The sequence below is a fragment of the Caulobacter sp. FWC26 genome (genome assembly GCF_002742645.2).
Taxonomy (GTDB): Bacteria; Pseudomonadota; Alphaproteobacteria; order Caulobacterales; family Caulobacteraceae; genus Caulobacter.
In genome coordinates, this window is the sequence record NZ_CP033875.1 from 1448798 (window position 1) to 1473582 (window position 24785).

General features: G+C 66.5%; 23 protein-coding genes and 2 pseudogenes. 12 read left to right on the forward strand and 13 right to left on the reverse strand.

What is annotated here, in order from left to right; all coding sequences use genetic code 11:
* Positions 1-43: 43 nt before the first annotated feature.
* On the reverse strand, positions 44-568 hold the full coding sequence (locus CSW63_RS08305) for a 3D domain-containing protein (RefSeq protein ID WP_062099543.1): 525 nt from the start codon (positions 566-568) through the stop codon (positions 44-46).
* Between the two features lie 194 nt (positions 569-762).
* On the opposite strand from CSW63_RS08305, the gene CSW63_RS08310 reads away from it, so the two are divergent.
* The 3 genes from CSW63_RS08310 to CSW63_RS08320 are packed head-to-tail and all read left to right on the forward strand — an operon-like array spanning position 763 to position 2852.
* The gene (locus tag CSW63_RS08310; protein ID WP_082749745.1) at positions 763-1350 is read left to right on the forward strand and encodes a glutathione S-transferase family protein; all 588 of its coding nucleotides are present in this window, start codon (positions 763-765) and stop codon (positions 1348-1350) included.
* Positions 1351-1369: 19 nt separating this feature from the next.
* Complete coding sequence (locus tag CSW63_RS08315) at positions 1370-2398, forward strand: S1/P1 Nuclease (protein WP_062099544.1); 1029 nt, start codon at positions 1370-1372, stop codon at positions 2396-2398.
* Positions 2399-2405: 7 nt separating this feature from the next.
* Positions 2406-2852 (forward strand): NUDIX domain-containing protein, encoded by a 447-nt coding sequence (locus CSW63_RS08320; RefSeq protein WP_062099545.1) that lies wholly within the window; start codon positions 2406-2408, stop codon positions 2850-2852.
* A 32-nt stretch (positions 2853-2884) separates the two neighbouring features.
* Here CSW63_RS08320 and CSW63_RS08325 read toward each other — a convergent pair whose 3' ends face one another.
* The gene (locus CSW63_RS08325; RefSeq protein WP_062099546.1) at positions 2885-3235 is read right to left on the reverse strand and encodes a UrcA family protein; all 351 of its coding nucleotides are present in this window, start codon (positions 3233-3235) and stop codon (positions 2885-2887) included.
* A gap of 262 nt (positions 3236-3497) precedes the next feature.
* Here CSW63_RS08325 and CSW63_RS08330 point away from each other — a divergent pair, with 262 nt between their 5' ends.
* Complete coding sequence (locus tag CSW63_RS08330) at positions 3498-3809, forward strand: hypothetical protein (protein ID WP_062099547.1); 312 nt, start codon at positions 3498-3500, stop codon at positions 3807-3809.
* Positions 3810-3869: 60 nt separating this feature from the next.
* Here the strand turns inward: CSW63_RS08330 and CSW63_RS08335 are convergent, their stop codons facing one another.
* From CSW63_RS08335 to CSW63_RS08345, 3 genes are all read right to left on the reverse strand, one after another.
* Positions 3870-6398 (reverse strand): ATP-binding protein, encoded by a 2529-nt coding sequence (locus tag CSW63_RS08335; protein WP_062099548.1) that lies wholly within the window; start codon positions 6396-6398, stop codon positions 3870-3872.
* 167 nt (positions 6399-6565) lie between these two features.
* The gene (gene pepN / locus CSW63_RS08340; protein WP_062099549.1) at positions 6566-9157 is read right to left on the reverse strand and encodes an aminopeptidase N; all 2592 of its coding nucleotides are present in this window, start codon (positions 9155-9157) and stop codon (positions 6566-6568) included.
* A gap of 60 nt (positions 9158-9217) precedes the next feature.
* Positions 9218-9772 (reverse strand): hypothetical protein, encoded by a 555-nt coding sequence (locus CSW63_RS08345; protein WP_062099550.1) that lies wholly within the window; start codon positions 9770-9772, stop codon positions 9218-9220.
* Between the two features lie 140 nt (positions 9773-9912).
* Here CSW63_RS08345 and CSW63_RS08350 point away from each other — a divergent pair, with 140 nt between their 5' ends.
* The 7 genes from CSW63_RS08350 (at position 9913) to CSW63_RS08375 (ending at position 16803) form a co-directional block, all read left to right on the forward strand.
* The gene (locus CSW63_RS08350) at positions 9913-11028 is read left to right on the forward strand and encodes an acyl-CoA dehydrogenase family protein (protein WP_062099551.1); all 1116 of its coding nucleotides are present in this window, start codon (positions 9913-9915) and stop codon (positions 11026-11028) included.
* 13 nt (positions 11029-11041) lie between these two features.
* Positions 11042-12265, forward strand: a complete 1224-nt coding sequence (locus CSW63_RS08355; protein ID WP_099503815.1) for an acyl-CoA dehydrogenase family protein — start codon at positions 11042-11044, stop codon at positions 12263-12265.
* Positions 12266-12526: 261 nt separating this feature from the next.
* Positions 12527-14128 carry a tetratricopeptide repeat protein gene (locus CSW63_RS08360; RefSeq protein WP_062096195.1) on the forward strand — a complete coding sequence of 534 codons (1602 nt, stop codon included), beginning with the start codon at positions 12527-12529 and terminating at the stop codon, positions 14126-14128.
* Positions 14129-15556 (forward strand): hypothetical protein, encoded by a 1428-nt coding sequence (locus CSW63_RS08365; RefSeq protein ID WP_062096197.1) that lies wholly within the window; start codon positions 14129-14131, stop codon positions 15554-15556. It begins immediately after the preceding gene.
* Positions 15553-16185 carry a hypothetical protein gene (locus CSW63_RS08370; RefSeq protein WP_062096199.1) on the forward strand — a complete coding sequence of 211 codons (633 nt, stop codon included), beginning with the start codon at positions 15553-15555 and terminating at the stop codon, positions 16183-16185. Before CSW63_RS08365 ends, CSW63_RS08370 begins: the two co-directional genes overlap by 4 nt.
* A gap of 8 nt (positions 16186-16193) precedes the next feature.
* On the forward strand, positions 16194-16334 hold the full coding sequence (locus CSW63_RS23350; protein WP_156447769.1) for a hypothetical protein: 141 nt from the start codon (positions 16194-16196) through the stop codon (positions 16332-16334).
* Positions 16335-16365: 31 nt separating this feature from the next.
* On the forward strand, positions 16366-16803 hold the full coding sequence (locus CSW63_RS08375) for a DUF4440 domain-containing protein (protein ID WP_062096201.1): 438 nt from the start codon (positions 16366-16368) through the stop codon (positions 16801-16803).
* Positions 16804-16807: 4 nt separating this feature from the next.
* Here the strand turns inward: CSW63_RS08375 and CSW63_RS08380 are convergent.
* The 4 genes and pseudogenes from CSW63_RS08380 to CSW63_RS08395 all read right to left on the reverse strand — a co-directional run bounded on the left by CSW63_RS08380 (position 16808) and on the right by CSW63_RS08395 (position 20079).
* Positions 16808-18393 (reverse strand): annotated as a pseudogene (locus CSW63_RS08380) (amidase).
* 12 nt (positions 18394-18405) lie between these two features.
* Complete coding sequence (locus CSW63_RS08385) at positions 18406-19194, reverse strand: thioesterase family protein (RefSeq protein WP_062096205.1); 789 nt, start codon at positions 19192-19194, stop codon at positions 18406-18408.
* A 140-nt stretch (positions 19195-19334) separates the two neighbouring features.
* Positions 19335-19469 (reverse strand): annotated as a pseudogene (locus tag CSW63_RS08390) (hypothetical protein); the annotation flags it as partial.
* Positions 19470-19497: 28 nt separating this feature from the next.
* Positions 19498-20079 (reverse strand): DUF5655 domain-containing protein, encoded by a 582-nt coding sequence (locus tag CSW63_RS08395; protein ID WP_099503813.1) that lies wholly within the window; start codon positions 20077-20079, stop codon positions 19498-19500.
* A 54-nt stretch (positions 20080-20133) separates the two neighbouring features.
* On the opposite strand from CSW63_RS08395, the gene CSW63_RS08400 reads away from it, so the two are divergent.
* Positions 20134-20568, forward strand: coding sequence for an HIT family protein (locus CSW63_RS08400; RefSeq protein ID WP_062097975.1), 435 nt, complete (start codon positions 20134-20136; stop codon positions 20566-20568).
* Between the two features lie 58 nt (positions 20569-20626).
* Here CSW63_RS08400 and clpA read toward each other — a convergent pair whose 3' ends face one another.
* From clpA to CSW63_RS08415, 4 genes are read right to left on the reverse strand one after another with little or no spacing between them, the layout of a single operon-like run.
* Positions 20627-22957: an ATP-dependent Clp protease ATP-binding subunit ClpA gene (gene clpA / locus CSW63_RS08405; RefSeq protein ID WP_062097977.1), complete on the reverse strand. Its 2331-nt coding sequence runs from the start codon at positions 22955-22957 to the stop codon at positions 20627-20629.
* Positions 22958-22970: 13 nt separating this feature from the next.
* Entirely contained in the window at positions 22971-23300 is a 330-nt protein-coding gene (gene clpS / locus CSW63_RS08410) for an ATP-dependent Clp protease adapter ClpS (protein ID WP_012640501.1), read from the reverse strand.
* Between the two features lie 26 nt (positions 23301-23326).
* A complete protein-coding gene (locus CSW63_RS23735) occupies positions 23327-23482 on the reverse strand; it encodes a hypothetical protein (RefSeq protein WP_369797875.1) in 156 nt (51 codons plus the stop codon).
* A gap of 38 nt (positions 23483-23520) precedes the next feature.
* Positions 23521-24777 (reverse strand): DNA polymerase IV, encoded by a 1257-nt coding sequence (locus tag CSW63_RS08415; RefSeq protein ID WP_062097979.1) that lies wholly within the window; start codon positions 24775-24777, stop codon positions 23521-23523.
* Positions 24778-24785: the final 8 nt, after the last annotated feature.

Here is a 24785-nt window from a genome sequence, read left to right on the forward strand (position 1 = left end):
GAGTTCGGGAAGCAACGCCAGTCCGCTTGGCGGAGTTGAGCCGCTATTGCGGGGGGCAGCCCTTGAATTCGCCGACCTTGGAGACCGAGAGGCTGGAAAGGTCCAGGTCGCGCAGGGCCTTCATGGAGTTCGCGCCAAAGCCGCTGAACAGGTCGAGCTTGAGGCCCTTGATCGCCCCGCCGATGTCCGAGGCGTACCAGTAGCCGTCATGCTTCTCGCCGTTCGGCATGGGCAGACCGACGGTCTCCTTGATGAAGATCACCGTGCGCCGCGGGATCACCTTCGGATCGACGGCGACCGTGCGCATGGCGGCGACCTTGCAGCCTAGCGAGTCGAACGCACGGATGCCCTTGGCGCCGGCGTGATACATCGTCGCCCTCATCTTCCACTCCACCGAACCCGGCAGAGCCCCGCCACTGAGCGCGGAGGCGATGATGTCGCCGAGTGGATCAGTCTGGGCGGCGGCGGCCGGCGCAGAGTCCGCCCCAGGGGCGGCTACGGCGATGGCGGGAGCGGCGAACGCGGAGATGACCGCGGTGGCCAAAATTCCGGCGAGCTTGCGTCGCATCGAGGGTGTCCTCTTATCGGCGGTCTGTCGGGCGGGGTCTGGATAGTCCGATCACGGCTCCGTGACAACCCTGTGAGTCGATATGGCGCGCCGCAGCCTCGCGTCGCGCGGGAAAAACCGGCATCGATTCAGAGGGTTGAAACTTGGCCTTGGAGGAGTCGTTTTTTCCTCTGGAGCCTTCCAAGGGGACAAACATGGCGTTGCGGATCTATGGCGACTCGATTTCCGGCAACTGCCTGAAGGTAAAGTGGACCGCCGACCGCCTAGGTCTTGCCTACGATTGGATCGAGACCAATGTGCTGACCGCCGAGACGCGGACAGCCAAGTTCCTGGCCTTGAATCCCGCCGGCCAGGTCCCCCTGGTGGTGCTCGCCGACGGGCGGCCGCTGGCGCAATCCAACGCGATCATTTTTCACCTGGCGGAAGGATCGGCTCTGATCCCCAGCGACGCATTCGATCGGGCGAAAATGCTCGAATGGATGTTCTGGGAGCAGTACAGCCACGAGCCGTACATCGCTGTGGCGCGGTTCCAGATGCGCTACCTCGGTAAGCCGGCCGAGAGCCTGGAGACGCGTTTGGTGGAGCGCGGGGCGGCCGCTCTGGCGCGGCTCGAAACACAGCTGAAACAATCGCCGTTCTTGGTCGGAGAGAGGGTCACTCTGGCGGATGTCGCTCTGGTGGCCTACACCCGCGTTGCGCACGAGGGTGGGTTCGATCTGTCGCTCTATCCCGCCGTCGAAGCCTGGGTAGGTCGCGTCGAAGCCGACCTCGGCATAAAATAGTCTTCCGGAGTTTAAGTCCTTGCGCCTGTCGTCCAGCCTGAAAGTCCTTGCTCTCGCCGCCGCTCTGGCGACGCCCGCCACCTCGGCGCTTGCCTGGGGCGCTTCAGGCCATCGTGTTGTTGGTGTGGTCGCGGCGAGCAGCCTGCCGTCGGACGTCCCGGCTTTCCTGCGCACGCCCACCGCCATCGCGGCCATCGGGGAGTACGCTCGCGAGCCGGATCGCTGGAAGGGCTCGGGCAAGATCCACGACACCGATCGCGATTCCGCTCACTTCCTCGACATCGATGACCAGGGACGCATGTATGGCGGCCCGATGTTCACCGTGGCGACCTTGCCGCCGACGCGTGCGGATTACGAGACCGCTCTTCGGGCTGTCGGACAGGACGCTTGGAAGGCCGGATATCTGCCCTACGCGATCATCGACGGCTATCAGCAGCTGGTGAAGGACTTCACCTATTGGCGCATCCTGACGGCGGTGGTGAAGATCGAGAAGGACGCCACCAAGCTCGCCTACTACAAGGCCGACCTGAAGCGTCGGGAAGAGCTTCTGCTCCGCGACCTGGGCGTTTGGGCGCACTATGTGGGCGACGCCAGCCAGCCCCTGCACCTGTCGGTGCACTACAACGGTTGGGGCGATTACCCCAACCCCAACGGTTACACCAACTCGCGCCAAATCCATTCGCAGTTCGAAGGGCCGCTGGCCAAGGCGGTCGGTGACCAGGCGTCGATCCAGGCGCTGGTTCCCGCTTATCAGGCCTGCGACTGCTCGATCGAGACCCGCGTGGTCGGCTATCTGAGCGAGACCTGGAAACAGACCGAGCCGCTCTATCAGCTTGAGAAGGCCGGGGCGCTGGTGGCCACCGACCCGCGCGGCAAGGCCTTTGTCCAGACGCGCATCGCGGCGGGCGCCACGGCGCTGCGCGATCTTGTCGTCGACGCATGGAGCGCCAGCGCCAAGGGTACGATCGGCTATCGCCCTGAAATAAGCGTCGCCGACGTCGAGTCCGGCAAGGCCGATCCATGGCTTGATCTCTACGGCAAGGACTAAGCCAGCGATGCTGGCTTTCGGCGCGCCCGTCGCGGGGCTGAACTACAAGGATCGTCCTGCGGCGTTCGGCGTGGCCGAAAACAGCCTGGGCCAGATCGCCCTGGCCCAGGTCACCAAGCCTGGAAAGGCGCCGTACTTTGACCTGCCCGGCGGCGCGGTCGACGGCGAAGAGACCGAGGCTGAGGCCTTGGTCCGCGAGTTCGGTGAGGAGACCGGACTGGTCGTGCAGGCGGGCGCGTTGATCGAGCGCGTCTCGCAGTTCTTCCTGAAGTCCGACGGACAACCGGTGAGAAATTTCGGCGGGGTCTATGCGGTGCGGGTCACGGGCCTGCAGCCCGACCTCAAGGTCGAGGATGACCACGCGCTCGTCTGGCTGGATCCTCGCGACGCCGTTGTCGCCCTGCGCCACGACGCCCATGCGTGGGCTGTCGCGGCGTGGATGCGGCGGGGCTGAGCCTGCGGACCTTCGCAGGATCTGGAAGCGGCCTAGTTGGAGGCCAGGTTGATATCTGCGCCGGCCCGGCGAGCCAGTTTCAGCTCCGCCCGTTGGCGATCGGTCAGCGCCGCCTGCAAGTCCTCATTGAAGTCGATCAGGCAAGCCCGGGCCGACAAGCCGCGAAAGCCCTTCGCCTGGCAGGCCTCGATCACGGCGGCTTGGGCGCGTTTCTCGAACTCGCGCGCATCGGCAGGGCGCGACAGGTTCAGGTCGCCGACCTTGATCCGGATGGACGGCGCTTCCGCCGGCGTCGCAGCGTGGGCGGCGGTCAGGCCGATGATCGGCGTGGCGGCCAGGGCCAGGGCGGCGGCGACAGCGATGCGGTTGACGAGTTTGCTCATGTCTTGATCCTCGGTTCAGGTGGTCGGCGTGGCGATCCGTTGAGCGAGGATGTAGAGCGGTCGGGCGGCGAACACCCGTTACGACTGCTTCATGACGTCGAATTAAGTCTATGAAAAAGAAGTCATAATTCGGAGGGTGGCCGCGGCGTCGAGGTGCTGGCGCAGCTTTCGTAAATGATTAACCGCAAAACTTGGGTCTTCGTTAGCGCGCTTTTGAGACAACCCCTTCATCAACTTTGTTCGCCAGAAGGGATGGGCGGCTATGAAATTCTCGATCGCGATCGCCGCGGGTATCGCTGGCAGCTTCTTCGTCGCTCAGGCGGCCTCGGCCGCCGGTGGCTTCGAAGACCAGATGAGCCGCTGCCTGCAGCAGTTCGCTAACACGCGCGACGCCGCGCAAGTCATGCTTGAGTGCAACGCCGACGGCGGCAAGCTGTCGGACTGCAAGGTCGTGGACAACAGCGCGGCGGGCAAGGGCTTCGATAAGGCCGCCATGTGCATCGCCGAAAAGCTGCCGATGGGCGCCAAGACCGGCACTGTGAAGGTTCCGTTCCGCTTCCCGGGCGGCGCGTAAGCGTCTGTCCCGAGGGACCTCGAAAAGCCCCCGTCGACATGGTCGGCGGGGGTTTTCTTTTTAGGCCGCCACGAAGTCGCGCGATGACTTCTGCTGGCTTTGTCGGACGGGCAGGGTGAAGCTCACCGTCGTGCCTTCGCCCGGCGTCGAGTGCATCTCCAGCACGCCGTCGTGCAGGGTGATCAGCGACTTCGTCAGGGCCAAACCCAGTCCCGTGCCCTGGGTTGTCTTCGAGAATTGGCTTTCGACCTGCTCGAACGGCTTGGCCAGCCGCGCCAGATCCTCCTTGGCGATCCCGATGCCGGTGTCGGTGACCGAGACCTTGACCAGATCGCCGAAGGGATCGCGACGCACTTCGGCGCGGACGGTGACGCTTCCCGCCCGGGGCGTGAACTTGATCGCGTTCGACAGCAGATTCAGCAGCACCTGCTTGACCGCGCGATAGTCGGCCTCGATCTCGGGAAGTTGCGGGAACTCGATGTTCAGCTTCAGGCCCGCAGCCTCGGCGCGGTTACGCACGAGCCGCACGGCGTCCTCGGCGACGTCCTCCAGGTGCATCGGCTCGAACTTGAGGTTCATCTTGCCGGCTTCGATCTTGGACATGTCGAGGATGTCGTTGATCAGGGCCAGCAGGTGTTGCCCCGACGAGTGGATGTCCTGGCTGTAGCCCTTGTAGCGCTGGTCGCCCAGCGGCCCGAACATCTCGTTCATCATGATCTCGGAGAAGCCGTTGATGGCGTTCAGCGGCGTTCGCAGTTCATGGGACATGTTGGCCAGGAACTCGCTCTTGGCCTTGTTGGCGCTCTCGGCCTTGACCTTCTCGGTCTCGTACTTGCGGGCAAGCTCGGCCAGTTGCTCCTGGCTGCGCTCAAGGCCCGTGACAGCGTTCTGAAGCTGTTCCTCGTTGCGCCGGCGGGCTTCTTCCTGGGTCTTGATCGCGGTGATATCGGCGGCCGTCATGACCAAGCCGCCCTCGGCCGTGCGGCGTTCGCTGATCTGGATCCAGCGGCCGTCCATCATCTCCGCCTCGCGTACGCCCTTGGCGCCGTCGGGGGCGGGGTGCTCCTGCTTGATCGCCAAGGCGGCGAAGCGATTGACCTCGGCGCGGGCGGCGCCGGGCTTCAGGATCTTGGGCTCCAGCGAGAAGACGCTACGATAGTTGCGGTTGCACATCAGCAGCCGGCCCTGCCGATCCCACAGAACGAAGGCTTCGGAGACGCTTTCGATGGCGTCGCGCAGGCGGTTCTCGGCGGCCTGGGCGCGGGCTTGGGCGATCCGTTCCTCGGTGACGTCCAGCGCCACGCCGATGATCCGGGCGTGGCCATCGCCGCCGGGCTGGCCGAAGCCCTGACCGCGCGCGTCGATCCATAGCGACCGCGCGCCTTGCTCGTTGGCCGGCACGCGGAACGACACATCGAACGCGCCGTACATGGCCGCATTGGCCAGCGCCTGTCTCACGCGTTCGCGATGATCGATCGAGATGCGTTCCAGCAGGTCCTGACCCGAGACGACGCCGCCGCCGCCCCACCCGAACATCGCGCCCGTGACATCGGAGAGGTAGACTTGATCGCCGTTCAGGTCCCACTCCCAGATACCGCAACGCGCGGCCTCGACCGCGAGACGGAAGCGGCGCTCGCTGTCCACGAACTCACGGTGCGCGACCTCGGCCTTCCGGCTCTGGATCATCAGCAACAGCGCCAGGGCGATGCCGACGCCCAGCGGCACCAGCAGGTTGAAGGCGCCTTCCATGACCTGTTGATCGAGGTTGGCCATGGACCGGGTGGGGGCGGCGGCGATGGCCAGCAGGGCGCCCTCGGCGACCGGTTGTACGGCGACGTCCAGCACAACGCCATCGACGCCTTGGCCGCGAACGGCGCCGGCGCCTTCCCCGATATCCTCGATGGACACCGCAAAGGCTTCCCGCAGCGCCCCTGCGCCTTGAACGTTACGGCCTTTGGCGGCGATGAGCTGGCCGCCGGCCAGGGCCAAAGCGCCGCTCTCGTCCTTCGCAGGTTCTGCAAGGAGGCGCGACGCATCACCACTGGAGATCACATAGGCGCGGGCGTTATCGAGGGAGGTCGCGGTGGCCACGTAAAGGCGACCGGTTTCGCCGATCGACCCAACCCAGGTGCTTCGCCCCGCAGCTCCCGCAGCTTGAGCAGCCGATTTCCAGTCCGCGCCGTCGTCGCGGCCCGCGATCGAGACGACGCCGGCCTGACTGACCACGGCGACCGCGGCCGCTTCGCCGCCGGCGGCGCGCAGGGCGGTCTCGGCGGCGTCCATCGTCGCGCCGGGGTCGCGTTTCAACAGGTCCGAGGCGGCAGAAAGTCCCGCGCGCTGCGCGGCGAGATTGGCGTCCACACGCCCGGCGATCAGTTCAGCCTTTGCGGCCAGAGGGGCGCCCCCGGGCTGCACCGACGCCTCGCTCTGCAAGCGTTTCACGCCAAAGGCGGTGTAGACGGCCAACAGGAGCAAAGCCGCCAGGATCACGATGCGAACCAGCGCCTGCGATGGCGCAGCCAAGGACTTCGCGCGCATGGCGGTAGGCGCGGTCGGTCCGGCGTCTGCCGTCCCCCCGTGTCTGGCCATGCCCCTTTTCAACGCGTCCGGCTCACGTGGATCCCCATGGCGAGTCACTTCGCCAGACGGTGAATCTAACGTACCGCCACGGTTCGCGTCACCGCCGAACCGGCGATTTCCAGATGTGTGAGCCTATTGGTCGCAATCTAGGGGCCGGCCTTCGCCAGGAAGACCGGTCAGCCGAGCGCCTTGGTTGCGAGCTCCAACACGTTTTTGGATAAGTTGGGGTGCGCGGCGATGCGCTCCAGCTGAGTCCGCATCAGCCCTCCGAGCTCTGGCTTGTAGCGTCGCCAGCCGCCAAGAGGCTCGACGAGGCGCGCCGCCGTCATGGGATTAAAGGCGTCGACCTTGAGGATCTCGTCCGCCAGGAACGCATATCCGGCGCCGCTGGGGTCATGGAAACGCGCCGGGTTGAAGTTTGCGAAGGTCGATATGAGGGCGCGCAGCCGATTGGGGTTGGTGGGCTCGAAATCCGGATGGCGGGTGAGGGCGATCACCCGTTCGAGCGCGTCGGGGTTGGGATCGCGCCCTTGAACCGCGAACCATTTGTCCAGCACCAGCGGCTCAGCCTTCCAGGCCCGGTGAAAGGCTTCCAGCGCTTCGTCGCGGAAAGTTCCGCCGAGCACCACCAGCGGATAGAGCCCGCCAATAAGGTCCGTCATGTTCAGCGCCGCATCGAAGTGGCCCTTGAGCCGCGCCAGGTTTTCGGCGTGCGGATCGGCCGCGAGCGCCTCGGCGCAGGCGTTGCGAAGCGCGCGCCGGCCAGCTGCTGAAGCCTCGGCCGAGAACGCGCCGGTGCTCTGCATCTCGCCATGCAGGCGACGCAGCAGGTCGCCCAAGTGCACGGCGATCCGCGTGCGCAGATGGTCGCGAGCCTCGTGCAAAGCGGCGGGATCGGCGGCCTCGATCATCAGCGTCAGGTCAGGCTCGGACGGCAGCGCCAGCAGCAAGGCCTTGAACGCCGGTTCGGCGGTGTCGTCGACCAGCGCGCGGCCCAGGGCTTCGGCGTAACGTTCCTCGCCAACCTCATCAGGCGCACCTGTGGCGCGGGACAGGATCAGGTCTCGGGCCAGGGTCTGGCCGGCTTCCCAGCGATTGAAGAGATCCGGGTCAGAGCCGAACAACACGTAGCGATCCGACGGCCGCGCGTCGGTCGACAGGTTCACCGGCGCGGAGAAGCCGCGCAGCGCGGAGAGCACGGGCGGCTCGGCGATGTCGTCCCAGCGGACCGTCATGTGCGCTTGGTCCAACAGTACGATTTCGGTGTCGCGCAGGACCGCGCCTTCCGACGACAGCAGACCGATCGCGACCGGGATCGGAAGCGGCTTCTTTACAGGCTGGCCAGGTGTGGGCGCAGTGGTTTGAGACAGGGTCAGGGTCAAGGCCCGCGCCCCGGCGTCGTAGGCCGTCTCGATCGTCACAGAGGGCGTACCGGCCTGTTCGTACCAGCCAAAGAAGGCCGAGAGGTCCCGGCCCGACGCCTCGGCGAAGCAGGCGATGAAGGCCTCGACGGTGGTCGCCTCGCCGTCGTGACGCTGGAAGTAGAGGTCGCAGCCCTTTCGGAACGCGTCCGGCCCCAGGATCGCCTTCAGCATCCGGATGATCTCCGCGCCCTTCTCGTAGATGGTCGCGGTGTAGAAGTTGTCGATCTTCAGGTAGCTGGAGGGGCGGACCGGGTGAGCCAGGGGGCCGGCGTCTTCGGCGAACTGACGCGCCCGCAGCGCGCGCACGTCCTTCATGCGCTGGACCGCGGCCCCGCGCATGTCGGCGCTGAAGCCCTGGTCGCGGAAGACCGTGAAGCCCTCCTTCAGGCACAGCTGGAACCAGTCGCGGCAGGTGATGCGGTTGCCGGTCCAGTTATGGAAGTACTCGTGGGCGACGACCGCCTCGATGCGCTCGTAGTCGACATCCGTGGCTGTTTCCGGGTCGGCCAGCAGCAGGGAGCTGTTGAAGATATTCAGCCCCTTGTTCTCCATGGCCCCGAAGTTGAAGTCGCGCACGGCGACGATCATGAACAGGTCGAGGTCGTATTCCCGACCGAAGACCTCCTCGTCCCACTTCATCGCCCGCTTGAGGCTGTCCAGCGCGTAGGCGGCCCGCGACGCATGGCCCGGGTCGACGAAGACGCGCAGCGCGACCTCCCGGCCGCTCATGGTGACGAAGGTGTCCGCCAGCACGTCGAGGTCGCCCGCGACAAGCGCGAAGAGATAGCAGGGCTTTGGGAACGGGTCCGTCCACTCGGCGAAATGGCGTTCGCCATCGAGCGGGCCCGAGGCCACCGGGTTGCCGTTGCTGAGCAGGTGAGGGAACTTGGCGTCGGCCTCGATCCGCACGCTGTAGCGCGAAAGCACGTCTGGCCTGTCGGGGAAATAGGTGATCGTGCGGAAGCCCTCGGCCTCGCACTGGGTGCAGAAGCGCCCGCCGGACATGTAGAGGCCCATCAGCGCCTTGTTGGCGGCCGGATCGATCTCGACCTCGGTGGTCAGCACGAAAGCGTCGGGCGTCTCGGGCAGGGTGAGATGTTCTGCGTCGACGCCGTACTGGCTGGGCGCGAGCGTCTGGCCGTCGATGGCGACCGACAACAGTTTCAACCGCTCGCCGTTCAACACCAGGGGTTCCGATGTCGCGCCTGTGCGACGCACCGACAGCTCGGCCTTTACCCGCGTCTGGTTCGGATGCAGGTCGAAGACCAGCCGCGTATTGTCGATGGCGAACGGGAAGGGGCGGTAGTCCGCGAGGCGAACGGCTTGGGGCGTATCAGTGCGCATGGACCCTACTTAGTCCTGCGCGTTCGCCTCGGCGAGGGGAGCCTGGCGGCTCGGGTTGAATTATTGGTCGCCGGCGGGCGGGGGCGGCGGAGCCTCCTGCAGGTAGCGCTCCACCAGCATGACTTTCTGAGCCAGCGCCGCCAGGGCCGGCGGTGCGTCCTCGGGACTCTCGGACACCAGGGCCACCAGCTCACGGGCGACCGCGCGCAAGCGGGGCGCGCTGGCGATCAGTCTGGCCTGATACTCCATCTTGTAGGGATCTCGGTCGTACTCCGCTCCGGGCGTGCGCCAGCCGCCCCAGTCGTTGGGATCGGTGACTACGACGGGGTAGGTGCCCGGATAGGGGTGGTGGGCGCAATCGCCCTCCTGCTGCCACTTGTTGCGGGCCCGCAGCACGCGCCAGTTGGCGTCGGAGCCGTCATCCTGCGGCTCGATCTTGTCCTCGGGCTTCAGTTCGTGGCCTTGGAACTCGCGTCCCAGTCCGACGTCGTAGGTGACCCGGACCGGTTCGTCGAAACCCTTGGCCCAGATAGGAACGATCCGCTCGATGATCGCCCAGCAACCGACGCTGTCCACCCACACGCGCTGGTTCTTCTGGAAGAGGGTCTTGGCCATGGGCGCGATGGATCCGCAGTCGTGAAGCTGTCGCCATAAGAACCTGAAATTCTTGACGCCGGGTCAATCTTTCCCTTCGCGTGAACGTCGTTCAGTGTGCCCTGCGTGACGCGCCACAGAGCGCGGCCAGGGAGGTTCCAGTGGATTTCGACTATTCGGACGATCAGAAGTTCCTGAAGGAGGAGGCGCGCAAGTTCCTAGCCGGAAATTGCGATGTGGGCGTGGTGCGCGGCGTGCTCGACAACGCCGACCGCTCGTTCGATGAAAAGCTCTGGAAGGGCGTCGCCGAGCAGGGCTGGCTGGGGGCCTCGATCCCCGAGGAACATGGCGGCCTGGGTCTTGGTCGCGTCGAGCTTTGCGCCATCGCCGAGGAACTGGGACGCGCGGTCGCGCCGATCCCGTTCGCGTCGACGGTCTATTTCCTCGCCGAGGGCGTGATGGCCTACGGTTCGGAGGCCCAGAAGGCTTCGATCCTGCCCCGCATCGCGGCGGGCGAGGTGATCGGTTGCCTGGCGACCTCGGAAGGTCCAGGCGTGGTCGGCCCGGCGACGCTGCAGTGCCGCGTCGAAGGCGGCAAGCTCTCGGGGACCAAGATCCCCGTCACCGATGGCGATGTCGCTGATATCGCCCTGGTCCTGGCCTCGGAAAGCGGACGTCCTGGCCTTTTCCTGGTCGACCTGAAGGGCGCGGGCGTGTCCCGTGAGACGCTCAAGAGCCTGGATCCCACGCGAGGCGTCGCCAAGATCGTGTTCGACGGCGCGGCCGCCGAGCGTGTCGGCGATGCGGGCGCGGGCTTCGAGGTGGTCCAGGGGATCATGGATCGTGCTGCTGTGCTTCTGGCGTTCGAGCAGCTCGGCGGCGCCGATCGGTGCCTGGAGATGGCCAAGGAGTACGCCTTGGGCCGTTACGCTTTCGGCCGGGTCATCGCCGGCTATCAAGCCGTCAAGCACAAGCTGGCCGACATGTACGTCAAGAACGAGGTCGCGCGCTCGAACGCCTATTACGGCGCCTGGGCGTTGAACGACGACGCGCCGGAGCTGCCGATCGCGGCCGCCGCGGCGCGCATCGCCGCCTCGGACGCCTTCTGGTTCGCCAGCAAGGAGAACATCCAAGTCCATGGCGGCATGGGTTTCACCTGGGACGTCGACTGCCACCTCTTCTACCGCCGTTCGCGCCAACTGAGCCTCGTGGCCGGGGCGCCGAAGGTGTGGAAGGAGCGGCTGGTGGCCGAACTTGAAAAGAAGAACGCGGCTTAAGGAGCGGAAAATCATGGATTTCAACGATTCCACCGAAGAAGCCGCCTATCGCGAGAAAGCGCGCGCCTGGCTTGCTGAAAACGCTGCGGCGCACCGCGCCAAGTGGGGCGAGCTGAAGCCGAATACGCCCGAGCACATGGCCGCCGCCAAGGAATGGCAGGCCACCAAGGCCAGCGCCGGCTATGCCTGCATCACCTGGCCGGCCGCCATCGGCGGGGGCGGCGGCACGCCGATCCAGTCGGTGATCTTTGGCCAGGAGGAGACCAAAGCCGGTCTTGGCTACGGCTACTTCACGATCGGACTGGGCATGTGCGTGCCCACCGTGATGGCCTTCTCCGACGGCGAGACCAAGAAGCGTTTCGTGGGCCCCGCCGTGCGTGGCGAGGAGATCTGGTGCCAGCTGTTCTCCGAACCAGCCGGCGGCTCTGATGTCGCCGCGTTGCGCACCCGGGCAGTCAAGGATGGCGACGAGTGGGTGATCAACGGCCAGAAGGTCTGGACCACCGGCGCGCACTATTGCGACTACGGCATCCTGCTGACCCGGACCGATCCCGACGTGCCCAAGCACAAGGGCCTGACCATGTTCTGGATCGACATGAAGGATCCGGCGGTCGAGTGCCGTCCGATCCACCAGATGTCGGGCGGACGTGAGTTCAACGAGGTCTACTTCACCGACCTGCGCGTCAAGGACAGCCAGCGTCTGGGCGAGGTCGGCGACGGCTGGAAGGTCGCCCTCGTCACTCTGATGAACGAGCGCCTCGCTGTTGGCGGTTCGACGGGCCCCAACTATCGCGAGATCATGAAGCTGGCCCGCGAGCTCTCGGGCATCGCCGGCCCGGCGCTGAAGGAGCAGGGATTCCGCGAGAAGCTGGCTGACTGGTACGTGCAGTCCGAAGGCCTGAAGTTCACGCGGTTCCGCACCATGACCGCGCTTTCGCGCGGCCAGACGCCGGGGCCGGAGAGCTCGATCGGCAAGATCATCTCGGCCAACCAGCTGCAGGAGCTGGCCAATACGGCCGTGGAGATGGAGGATCAGTACGGCATCCTCTCCGATCCTGACGTCGCGCCGGCCGAGGCCGCTTTCCAGCAAAGCCTGATGTGGGCCCCGGGCCTGCGGATCGCGGGCGGAACCGACGAAATCCTCAAGAACATCATCGCCGAACGGGTCCTCGGACTGCCCGGCGACGTTCGAGTCGACAAGGATGTTCCGTTCAAGGACATGCCGACCGGACGCTGATTTCGTCGGACTTAAACGCGACTTTCCCATGTGCGAGTCGGTGGCTAGCCAGTTTAGCCGCCGACTCGTTTTCGTTCTGGATAGTTATTTTATCCCTGTCTCGCCGCGCGGAAGTTCCGCGAATTCGCCTGTCGCGCGAACCGGAGGCGTCGCACAAAGTCTTCATGGTCGGGCGGACTGAGCTGACCTTGACAGTGGCCCGTCCCGGGAACATGAGAGATCATTGATTTATGGTTAACGGCGACGGCTGAAGGGGGATTCATGCGCGATGCCGGGGACGCAATTGCGCGCCTTCGCAGGCTCCGCGACAAGGCGGAGAGCCTGGTCGCCAGCCGCGCTGTTCTCCTGCGCCGAGCGCCCGTCAGCGTCCTGGTCGCGGCTGTAGTGATTCCCCTGGTGGGCTGCGACACAGGCCCCAGCTTCTGGTTCCACAAACGGGCCAGCGCCTGCCCGCGTCCTCAGGCCGCTCAGGGAGTTTCGGGGCAGTTCAATCAGCAGCAGCAGGAAATCCGGTCGCTTCGGCAGGGCGGTTTCCGAGGCGATTTCTTCGCCCAGCTTGAACTCGCGCGCCGCTACGAAGGCCAGCGCGCCGTCGACAAGAATCTGGAAGATCCGGTCGAGGCGGCTGTCTGGTACGGCATGGCGCTGGCCAATTCCGGCGGCTATGCGCCGATCGCCGCCTATGAACGCCGCGGCAAGGACTCCCGCGCCGTTTCCCGCTTCGACGACTGCCGCGCGTTCGAGCGGCGCAGCGCCTATGGCGCGCTGGATCGGCTGCTGTCGCGCATGTCGACCGAGGAGCGCGAGCGGGTCCGCAATCGCATGATTTACATCCTGTCCAGCCAAGGCGCGGATGGCTTCCGCACCCTTGCGCGGATGCACGACGGCTATTTCGGTCCGTTCGGCGAGCCCTCGGACAATCTCCAGGCCATCGAGGCTTACGGCAAGCCCAGCCAGCCCGGCGCGCCGGCGGCGCTGGACCTGTTCCGGCGCAATGATGTGGACGCCTATCTCTACAACTATCTGGCGGTGCAGACCGGCGACGTCTCGGCTTACGTGATGCTGAAGGACTTCGAGCGTTCGTCCCCGCAGAGGGCGTCTTACGGCTCCTTCGTTGAGACCAAGGCCAAGCGCTGGATCCCGCCGTACGAGTTTTATCCGCCCGACTCGCCGGACTCCGGCGTGCCGCATTCCGACGAGGCGGACCTGTCGGGCGAAGCGCGTGAGGCGGCGCTGTCGCGGCTCACCGAGCTTCCGTTCGTCCATGTCGGCGAAGCCCTGGCCTATCTTCGGGTCATCCCGACGGCGATCCTGGACGAGAAGCTTCTGGGGGTGACCGAAGCTCAGACCTTCCAAGGCATGATCGGGCGCCCGAACACTGGCCGTCTGGCGCCGATCGAGAAGGTGCGCGCGATCCAGTACGCCGCCGTCAACGGCTCTTCCAAGGCTCAGCTCGTGCTGGCGGTGATGTACTCCGAGGGTGTCGGCGTGCCGCGGGACTACGCTCGCGCCTATCATTGGTACGAAGAGGCCGAACGGCAGGGATCGGCGGAAGCCAAGTACGCCATGTCGACCTTCTTTTCGCTGGGCCTTCAGGGCGTGGCCGATCAGGATCGCGCCAAGGCGGTGGTCTATCAGATCGACGGCGCGCTGGCCGGTTTCAAGCCTTCGGCCTGGCGATTGCAACAACTGTTGGCGCAGGTTTCGCGTCCGCCGCGTGCGGCGGGCGAGCGTCCGCTTCCACGTCCCGCCTATGGCGCCGAGTATGACCGCGCGGCGCCGCGCGCCGATGATCGCGACCCGCGACAGGATCAGCCCGGCCCCGACCGAGGCGGCCGTCCGTACAACGAAGGGAACTACTAGATGCGCCGCCTCAGCCGCCTGCTGGCGCTTTGGGCCGCTGTGACCCTCGGCGCCGCTCTCGCCGCCTCGCCCGAGCTGGCCGTCGCCTCGCCCGACGCCAAGATCGATCAGCAGATCCGTCCTTGCTTCGGGCTCCTGCTGCAGCCCAATCTTTCCCACGGCTGTAAGGTCCGTGACGTGCGGCCGAAGCCGTGTCCCCGGGGCACGATCCGCGCCAAGGGCCGCTGTGTAGTCCCTTACAGCAACGGCGGCGGCTACGCTTATGTCTCGCGGGAGATCAACTGCGACTACGCCTATCCGGGCCAAATCTCCGACACGCTTTATCGCCTCTATGAAGGCGATGTGCTGACACTGACCTCGACCAATGGCGGCGCCTGCGTCGACTCGCTGAACATCACGAAGGCGATCAGCATCGTGGTGCGCGACTATTCGCCCAGCCGCTCACGTCCGATCCTGATCGCCAGCAGCGGCCAGCCCTGCATCAAGATCCAGGCGGGCGTGCAGTACGTGGTGCTGGACGGTCTGGGCATCGAAGCCACTCGCGCCGGCGCCGCCTCGTGCATCGTCGGCCGCGCCACCGAGATCGCGATGCGCGGCGTGACCGTGCGGTATGACGGCGAGGGCTCGGCCTTCGACGTCGGCGACAGCCGGATCGAGCTGGCCCAGACCACCTTCATCGGCCGCACCCGCCAGCCCGTGGTCAAGGCCACCGGCACGATCATGGCCGCCGACGTCGAGATCGCCGCCACCGCCATTGGCGCGGCGCTGGAGACCTCGGGCGACAGCCGGCTGCGCGATGTCCGCGTCGTGCGTCTGGGCGACTGGACGGGGTCCTCGCGCACCCGCAACTCGGCGGGCTTCATCATCGCCGGCATGAACCGCCAGCAGCTGGTCCAGATCGATGGCCTCTATGTCGACGGCTTCTCGCGCGGGATCTATGTCGGCGGCGGCGACGAGACCGCGCTGCTGCGTCCGGTGGTGCGCGACAGCGACTGGGCCGTGACGCTCGAAAACGCCAACCTGCGCGTGGTTGAGGGCGAGCTTGAGGCCGTGGATGTGGGTATCTACGCCGCGTCCGGCGTGGTGTTCGCGTCGAACAACAAGATCATGGGCGTCATGCGCTCGGGCATCTACGCCGACGCCGGCGGTCAGGTTCGCGCCGTCGACAACCGCGTCTATGCGCGGCCTGAAGGCTGCCGCGCTTTGGTCACGGGTTTTTTCAACGGCGAGCTGACCTGCCGTCCGTGGTTCGAAGCGCCGGAGCTCTATCGCACGCCGCGTGACCGAGCTCGGCTGGATTTCGACAGCTATTGGCCCGCGCCCGCGATCACCGCCGGCGTCACCGCACAGGGGCCTGCCGAACTTTCCGGCCCGCCGCTCGCCGGCGCGCCCGTTTCCGCGCCTCAACAAGGGGGAGCTCCGCGATGAGCCAGTCTTTCCGTGGCCCGCTGGCCGCTTCCCTCTGCGCTCTGGTGACCCTGTCCAGTCTCGTCACGACCCAGGCCTGGGCCCAGAGCGGTCCGGGCGGCGGTCCCGGGCGTGGACGAGAGGTCTGCGGCTCGCCGATGACGGGCGCAGCGCCCGACATCATGAGCTATGACAGCGCGACCGGGACGCAGGTCTTCGTCAACAGCGGCCGGGGGACCGGGACGGACGTCTCGGCCTACAACGCCCAGAGCGGTTCGGCCGCCCAATTCGCCGGCGATCTGAGCCGCCCGGGCTTGGTGTCCTCGTGCTCGGTCGACGGCTTTAGCCGGCAGGCCTATGGCGTTGACGCCACGCGCCCTGGCCAGGTGGTCGTCTCGGGCCGTGACGAACGCGGCGAGCGCTGGGCGTTCACGCGCGCCGACGGCAAGGTCGAAGTCTGGGACCCGCGCGGCGACAACCGCTGCTTCAAGACCGGCCTTGGGATTTTCACGCCGTCGGGCGGCTATGGTGTAGCCCTGGCGACTCCGCCGGGCGCCGTCGGTGTCGGGATTGCGGCCGGGCAGCACTTCGGCGGCGTCGGCGTGGGCGCCAACCGAAACTTCGTCGGCGCGGGTCTGGTGGGATGCTGAGAGCTGCCGTGGCTGTGGGTCTGTTGGCGGCGAGCCTGACGGCTTGCGCCGCGCCGCGTCCCCATGGTCCGCCGCCGCCGTCGGCTCCGAACCGGGCCAAGGTGACGCCGCCGCCGCCGCCGATCGAGGCGATCCGCCCGCGTTACTGATGGCAGCGCCCCGGCTGTCGGAGATCTCCCTATGCTGAAGTTTCTGTCGCTCCTGGCGCTGGTGCTCGCGCCGTCTCTGGCGTTCGCCGAGGTCTCTCCCCAGCAGCGAGCGGTCGAGGCGGTGATCGCCGACAGCGCCGCCGGCTGGAACGCCGGCGATGTCGCGCGCTTCATGGCCAGCTATTCCGACGCGCCGGAAACCAGCTTCGTCACCGAGGAAGGCCTCGTGCGCGGCAAGGCCGCCATGCTGGAGCGCTACAAGGCCAAGTACGACTTCGGCGATCCGGCCAAGCGCGGCGTCCTAAGCTTTGAATCGGTCGATTTCCGCCTACTGGATCCGACCCACGCGCTTTACGTGGGCCGGTGGGCGCTGGCCTATCCCAACGGGACCTCAGCCAAGGGATACACCAGCCTGATCATGGCCCTGGAGCCCGGCGGCTGGCGCATCATCGCCGATCACAGCAGCTGAGCGCTCACGGCGCGATCGTTGTCTTGAAGGTCGGCGCCTTGCGGTGCTTCGTCGCCTGCTCGTAGGCGTAGCCCAGGTTCAGCAGCAGCTTCTCGCTCCAGGCCGGACCGATGAACGACAGCCCGACCGGCAGGCCCGACACGTCGCCCATCGGCACGGTCAGGTGCGGATAGCCGGCCACGGCGGGCAGGGTGGTCGACGAGCCGCCGTAGTTGTCGCCGTTCAGCGGATCGATGGTCCAGGCCGGGCCGGTGGTGGGGGCGATGATGGCCACCGCGCCCGTGTCCTTCAGGATCTTGTCGATGCCTTCAGCACCGGCCAGGCGCTTGGAGTCCGCCAGCGCCTTGAGGTACTCGGGGTCCTCAAGCCCCTTGGTCTTTTCGGCGCGCTCGAAGCTTTCCTGGCCGAACCATTCGAACTCCTTCGGGGTCATCTTGTTGAAGGCGATCAGGTCGGCCAGCGTGCGGCTCGGGACCTTCTTGGGATCGGTCGAGGCCAGATAGGCGGCCATGTCGGCCTTCAGTTCGGTATAGAGCACCACGCCCTCGGCCTTGCCGATCGGGCCTTCGTCGAAGTCCTTGACGTCGACCAGGGTCGCGCCCTGGGCCTGGAGCTCTTTCAGCGCCCGCTCGAACACGGCGTCGGTCTTGGGCGAATAGCCGGTGTAGAACCGCGCCACGGCCAGCGTCACGCCCCTCAGCGCATCCTTGGAGAGGCCTTTGGCGTAGTCGGTCTTGCGCGTGTCGGCTTCTTTCGTGGCCGGATCGGCGGGATCGGAGCCGGCGATGATGGTCAGCACCTTGGCCGCGTCCTCGACCGTCAGGGTCATCGGGCCGGCGGTGTCCTGGCTGTGGCTGATCGGCACGATGTGGGTGCGCGAGACGAGGCCCACGGTCGGCTTGAGGCCCACCAGGCCGTTGATCGCCGAGGGGCAGGTGATCGAGCCGTCGGTCTCGGTGCCGATGGCCAGGGGCGCCAGGCCCGCCGCCACTGCCGCGCCCGAACCGCTGGACGAGCCGCAGGCGCTGCGGTCCAGGGCGTAGGGGTTGCGCACCGTGCCGCCCACCGCGCTCCAGCCGCTGATCGAGTGGTTGGAGCGGATATTGGCCCATTCCGACAGGTTGGCCTTGCCCAGGATGACGAGGCCCGCGTCGCGCAGCCGCTTGGCGACAGGGGCGTCGCGGCCGGTGATGTTGTCCTTCAGCGCCAGCGAGCCGGCGGTGGTGGGCAGGGGATCGGCGCTCTCGATATTGTCCTTCAGGAGGATCGGAACGCCGTGCAGGGCCGAGCGGACCTTGCCGGCCTTGCTTTCGGCGTCGAGGGCCTTGGCGTCGGTCAGGGCGTTCGGGTTGGTGGCGATCACGGCGCGCAGGACGGGGTTGCGCTGCTTGATGGTCTCCAGCGCGGCCTTGGTCGCCGCCTGGGACGTCTGGGCCGAGGCGTTACCGGCGAGCAGGGCGATGGCGGCCGCGCCGGCCAGGATGGCGAATTTGGTCATCAAGCTTTTCCCCCAACGCGGCCGCGACTCCGGCGGCCAAGCGGGCGGAGCATGGGGTCAAAAATCCCGGTTCGCCAAGCGCCAACCGCCACAGTCGTGCGTGATCAGACGAATATCGCCACGTTCTGTCGCGCCAGGACCAAGGGGCGGCCCTTGGCGTCCCACAGGTGCATTTCCTGGGTCGAGTAGCCGTCGCCGATGGTTTCGGCGCGGGTGCGCAGCAGTCGCCAACCGTCGTCGTCAGCCTGCGGCAGGCCTACGATGTCCAGCGACCAGGTCATGGTCGAGATCGGCCCAAACTGCGGGAACAGCGCCATGGCCGGGGGCGGGGGCATGTCGGCCAGGGCCACCAGGGCCGAGATCGAGGTCGCGGCCGCGTCGCGGTGCCGGATCCACAGCAGGTATTCGGGCTCGCCCCCGGCCAGGGGACGCGTACCACCCGCCTTGCGAACCTCGAACTGCGACGAGAAGTGCGGTGCGCCCTGGCGGTTTTCCGGGAAGAACAGCTCGCAGGCGTTGGCCGGGGAGACGGGCGGGCAGAGGACTTCCTCGTAGGACAGAGCCGAGGCCCGCGCCGCGCCAAAGGTCAGCACACCGTGCGTGGCCACGCCCTGCTCGCCGATCAGGTCGACGGCGACGAACAGAGTCGACTTGCCTTGGCGCAGCGGCCGCACCGAGATCGCCAGCTCGCCCGAGGCGGGACCCACGAACGCGAACTGCGCCGAGCGCAGGGGAGGGGCCTCTGGAAATGTTCTCAACGCCGCTTCGACGCACAACGCGCCGCTCAAGCCGCCATAGGTGGTGCGGCCTTGCTTCCAATCGTCTGAAACGTGGGCGGAAAAGCCGGTGTCGGTCGGAGCGATGGCGGCGACGAGGTCGGTGTAGAGAGTCATGTGGCGAGTGTTCGTTTTCTTTCGCTACGGAAGTCAAGGGAGGTGCGGGGGGAATCCTTCCCCGTGATGGGGAGGGGGGCGGTTTTAGCGCCGGGGATAAGTTCGGCCGTAAAAGTGAGAAGTGATTGATTTTGCTGGATTCTGCGTCGCCAATTCCGAACGCCCACACCCGCCAATCCCCGTAAGCTCATGTCATCCCGGGCGGCGAAGCCGACCCGGGACCCAGGGGTTGCAAGAGCGCCGCGCTTCGTCACCCTCTGGGTCCCGGCTCTCCGCTACGCTCCGGCCGGGAGGCGCGTGTGTTTACGACCGTTCCCAGGCGGCCCTCAGCAGCGTCTGTACGGCGTCATCAACCTCGCCGGCCGAGCCGAAAACCAGCTTGGCCTTCAGTCGCTCGGACCAGCCTTCGTTGCGAGGCTCTGCGAGGCGCGGCGCGGCGTCCGGTGACAGAGCGAGGCCCAGAACGACGCCGCCGCCCTTGAGCGGCTTGGCGGCGGCGAACTGGCTTTTGCGCGACCAGGCGGTGTAGCCCTTGCGTTGGCCGGTCACCACGTCGGGCAGATCGGCGATCACCGCCTCAAGGGCGGTCAGCACAGCGGTCGAAGCCGCGTCGGTCCACAGCGCCGCGCGCAGGCCGGCGGCGTCGTCCCAGCCCATCTCCGAGGGGAAGGCCACGCCGAAGATGGTCGCCGCCCGGTTCTGGTCGATCCCGTAGGTCGCCTTCAGCCAATCATTGCGAGCCTTGGGGCGGGTTTCCGGGCATTCGCGCCGGACGATCTCGACCCATTGCTCGAGGGTCTTGCCCGTCTCGCGCTCCAGGTTGGCGCGGACCGAGGCGAACCACTTCTGCTGCTGCTCGGTGAGCCCCTGCGGCTGGCTATCCATGGTTTGCGCGCCCCTTCGCGTTTGCTACGACCTGTGCGTCACAGGGAGACGGTCATGAGCCTCGACGGACGCTACGACACGGACAACATCTTCGCCAAGATTATCCGGGGCGAGATCCCCAGCGTGAAGGTGTTCGAGGACGAGAAGGTCCTGGCCTTCATGGACGTCTTCCCGCAATCGCGCGGCCATGCGCTGGTGATCTCCAAGGTCAGCCAGGCGCGCAACCTGCTGGAGGTCGAGCCCGACGTGCTGGCCGACCTGATCGCCGCGACTCAGAGGCTGGCCAAGGCGACGGCGACGGCGCTCAAGCCCGACGGCGTGGTCGTCACCCAGTTCAACGGCGCGCCGGCGGGGCAGACCATCTTTCATCTGCACTTCCACGTCATCCCCCGCTACGAGGGCGAGGCGCTGGGCCGTCACGGAGAGGGCGGCATGGCCGATGTCGCCGAGCTGAAGGCCCTGGCGGACAAGATCAGCGCGGCGCTTTAGTTAAAAACAAAAGGCCCGGATCGCTCCGGGCCTTTCGCTTTGAGGGTTGGTCGCGCGCCTATTCGGCCAGCGCGGGTTCGGTCTCGTCGGTCTTGCCGGCCTTGGGCGCGGTCGAGGAGTCGATCTCGAAGTCGATCTTGCTGTCCTTGAGCACGACCTTGACGTGGCCGCCGCGGACCAGGCGTCCGAACAGGATATCGTCGGCCAGGGGCTTCTTGATGTGCTCCTGGATGACGCGACCCAGCGGACGGGCGCCGTAGAGCTCGTCGAAGCCGTTCTTGGCCAGCCAGTCGGCCGCGTCGTCGGACAGTTCGATCGTGATGTTGCGGTCGGCCAGCTGGGCCTCCAGCTGCATGACGAACTTCTGCACGACCTGACGGATGATGTCGGCGCTCAGCGGTTTGAAGGCCACGACGGCGTCCAGGCGGTTGCGGAACTCCGGCGTGAACAGGCGCTTGAGGGCGGCCTCTTCCTCGCCTTCGACCTTGGAGCGGCCAAAGCCGATCGAGTTGCGCTGGGCGTCGGAGGCCCCCGCATTGGTGGTCATGATCAGGACCACGTTGCGGAAGTCGACCTTCTTGCCGTTGCTGTCGGTGAGCGTCCCATTGTCCATAACCTGCAGCAGGATGTTGTAGACATCCCCGTGCGCCTTCTCGATCTCGTCGAGCAGGACGACGGCGTGCGGGTGCTGGTCGACCGCATCGGTCAACTGACCGCCCTGGTCGAAGCCGACATAGCCGGGAGGTGCGCCGATCAGGCGGCTCACGGTGTGGCGCTCCATGTACTCCGACATGTCGAAGCGCAGCATCTCGATGCCGAGCGTCTGGGCCAGCTGCTTGGCGGCTTCGGTCTTGCCGACGCCCGTGGGGCCGCTGAACAGGTACGAGCCGATCGGCTTGTTCGGTTCACGCAGGCCGGCGCGGGCCAGCTTCATGGCGGCGGCCAGTTGGCTCAGAGCCTCGTCCTGGCCGAACACGGCGCGCTTGAGGTCGCTTTCCAGCTCCTTCAGCGCCTCGGTGTCCGACTTGCTGACCGACTTGGGCGGAATGCGGGCGATCTTGGCGACGACGCTTTCGATCTCCTTGACGCCGATGGTCTTCTTGCGACGGCTTTCCGGCAGCAGCATCTGCGAAGCCCCGGCCTCGTCGATCACGTCGATCGCCTTGTCCGGCAGCTTGCGGTCGGTGATGTACTTGGCCGACAGCTCAACGGCGACCTTCAGGGCGTCGCTGGTGTACTTCAGCTTGTGGAAGTCCTCGTAGTAGGTCTTCAGACCCTTGAGGATCTTGATGGTGTCTTCCACCGTCGGCTCGTTGACGTCGATCTTCTGGAAGCGGCGGACCAGGGCCCTATCCTTCTCGAAGTGCTGACGGAACTCCTTGTAGGTGGTCGAGCCCATGCAGCGCAGCGTGCCCGAAGCCAGGGCGGGCTTGAGCAGATTGCTGGCGTCCATCGCCCCGCCGCTGGTCGCGCCGGCGCCGATCACGGTGTGGATCTCGTCAATGAAGAGCACCGCGTTGGGATGGTTCTCCAGCTCCTTGACCACCTGCTTGAGGCGCTCCTCGAAGTCGCCGCGATAGCGGGTGCCGGCCAGCAGCGCGCCCATGTCGAGCGAGTAGATGGTCGCGCCTTCCAGGACCTCGGGGACCTGGTGGGTGACGATCTTGCGGGCCAGGCCTTCGGCGATGGCGGTCTTGCCGACGCCGGGATCCCCCACGAGCAGCGGGTTGTTCTTGGTGCGGCGGCACAGGATCTGGATCGCGCGCTCGACTTCGCTGGCGCGGCCGATCAGCGGATCGACCTTGCCCTGGCGGGCCTTTTCGTTGAGGTCGACGCAGTAGGCCTCCAGAGCCTCGCCGCCGGTCTTGGCGTTCGATTTCTCGCCGTCTTCCTCGGTCTGGTTCGAGCCGGCGCTCGCGCCCTTGACGCTCTTGGGTTCGGACGCGCCGGCCTTCTTGGCGATGCCGTGGGCGATGAAGTTGACCGCATCGTACCGCGTCATGTCCTGCTCCTGCAGGAAGTAGGCGGCGTGGCTTTCGCGTTCGGAGAAGATGGCGACCAGCACATTGGCGCCGGTTACTTCCTCGCGGCCGGACGACTGGACGTGGATCACCGCGCGCTGGATCACGCGCTGGAAGCCGGCGGTCGGCTTGGCGTCCTCGTCGTCGTCGACGACCAGGGAGGACAGTTCGACATCGAGATAGTTCGACAGGCTCTTCTTCAGCGCGGCGAGGTCGACATCGCACGCCCGCATCACGCCGGCGGCGTCCTCGTCATCGGTGAGGGAAAGCAGAAGATGTTCCAGCGTGGCGTATTCGTGCTTACGCTGATTGGCGTAGGCCACGGCGCGGTGCAGGGACTCTTCCAGGGGGCGCGAAAAAGAGGGCAACGGGGGAGGCTCCTCAGTCCTTTTCCATGGTGCACTGCAGGGGGTGCTGATGGCGTCGCGCCGAGTCGATGACTTGGGCGACCTTGGTTTCTGCGACTTCGTAAGTGTAGACACCGCAGACACCGACACCGTTCTGATGAACGTGCAGCATGATGCGAGTAGCGTCTTCACGCGACTTGTTAAAGAACCGCTCGAGCACGTAGACGACGAACTCCATGGGAGTGTAGTCGTCGTTAAGAATTAGAACTCGATAGAGCGAGGGCTTTTGTGTCTTCGGCTTCACTTCCGTGACGACCGACGACCCAACGCCGTTACCTTGCCCGCCTTGCTTCCGCTCGGCCATCGACTTGTTCTCTCCCGGCGGGCAAATCACCCGCCTGCCTGGATTAGATATGGAAACGCGGCGGCTTTGGAAGAGCCCGAAGCGCCGCTGCGCCGCTTTAGCACACAGGCGCCTCGGTTTTCGGCTTCACGTTTGGGAGAGCGAAGGCCGCGCGTGAACGGTTCCAACGATGAAGGGCCCAGATGGTGGCCGAGGTCCCGTCATGCAAGTGGGCGCCCGCTCACCGCCCCTTCAGCGCGCGGCCGGTGACGACGGCGGCGGCTCCGAACTTGCCGCGCAGAGCGTCGATGGCGGTCTCGCTCTTCAGGGCGCGGCGCTCCTCGTCCGCGAACATGTCCGCGCCGGCGGTGTCGGCGTCGACGAACTCGGTCAGGCCTGCGCCGATCAGGCGATAGGCCAGGCCCCGCGGTTCGGCGGCCAGCAGCTCGCGGGCGACCTGGAACAGGGTGCGCGCGGTCTGGGTGGGCACCGCCAGGGTGCGCCGGCGGGTGTGGATCTTGAAGTCGGGCGTGCGCAGCTTCAGCGTCGCCACGCGGCCTGCCACGCCCTCCTTGCGCGCCTGCTTGGCGACCTTCTCGCAGAGGGGCCACAGCTCGTCCTCGAGGTCCTCGCGCTTGTGCAGGTCGTCGTTGAAGGTGGTCTCGGCGCTGATCGTCTTGCGGGCCTGGTCGGGGTCGACCATCCGGCTGTCCTGGCCGTGCGCCAGGCGATGCAGCCGCATCCCGCCCGAGCCCAGGCGGTTGGCCAGCAGCTTGAGGTCGGCGGCGGCGATGTCGCCCACGGTGCGCAGGCCGATCTCGGCCAGGGAGGCGACGGTGGCCGGACCCACGCCGGGCAGGATGTTGACCGGCTTGTCGGCCAGGAAGGCTTGCGCCTCGGCCGCGCCGATCGCCGAGAAGCCGCGCGGCTTGTCCAGCTCCGAGGCGATCTTGGCCAGGAACTTGTTGGGCGCCAGGCCCACAGAGACCGTCAGGCCGATGTCGCGCTCGATCTCGGCCTGCAGGCGGGCCAGCATCTGGGCCGGCGTCGCGCCGTGCAGGCGTTCGGTGCCCGTCAGGTCGATCCAGGCCTCGTCCAAGCTGAGCGGCTGAATCAGCGGCGTCAGCTTGTCGAGCTTTTCGTGGATGCGCCGGCTCTCTTCCTTGTACTTGGCGAAGTTGGGCTTGATGACTACGGCGTCGGGGCACAGCTTCAGCGCCTTGAACATCGGCATGGCCGATTTGGCGCCGCTCATCCGGGCGATGTAGCAGGCGGTGGTGACCACCCCGCGCTTGCCGCCGCCAACGATCACCGGCAGGTCGCGCAGCGACGGATCGTCGCGCTTCTCCACGGAGGCGTAGAAGGCGTCGCAGTCCATGTGGGCGATCGAGAGAGTCCCTAGCTCCTCGTGGAACACCGTGCGCGGCGAGGCGCAGGACGGGCAGCGCGGGGCCTTGGCCTCGCCCGTCCATCCGCAGTCGCGGCACAGGGACTTCATGACGATTG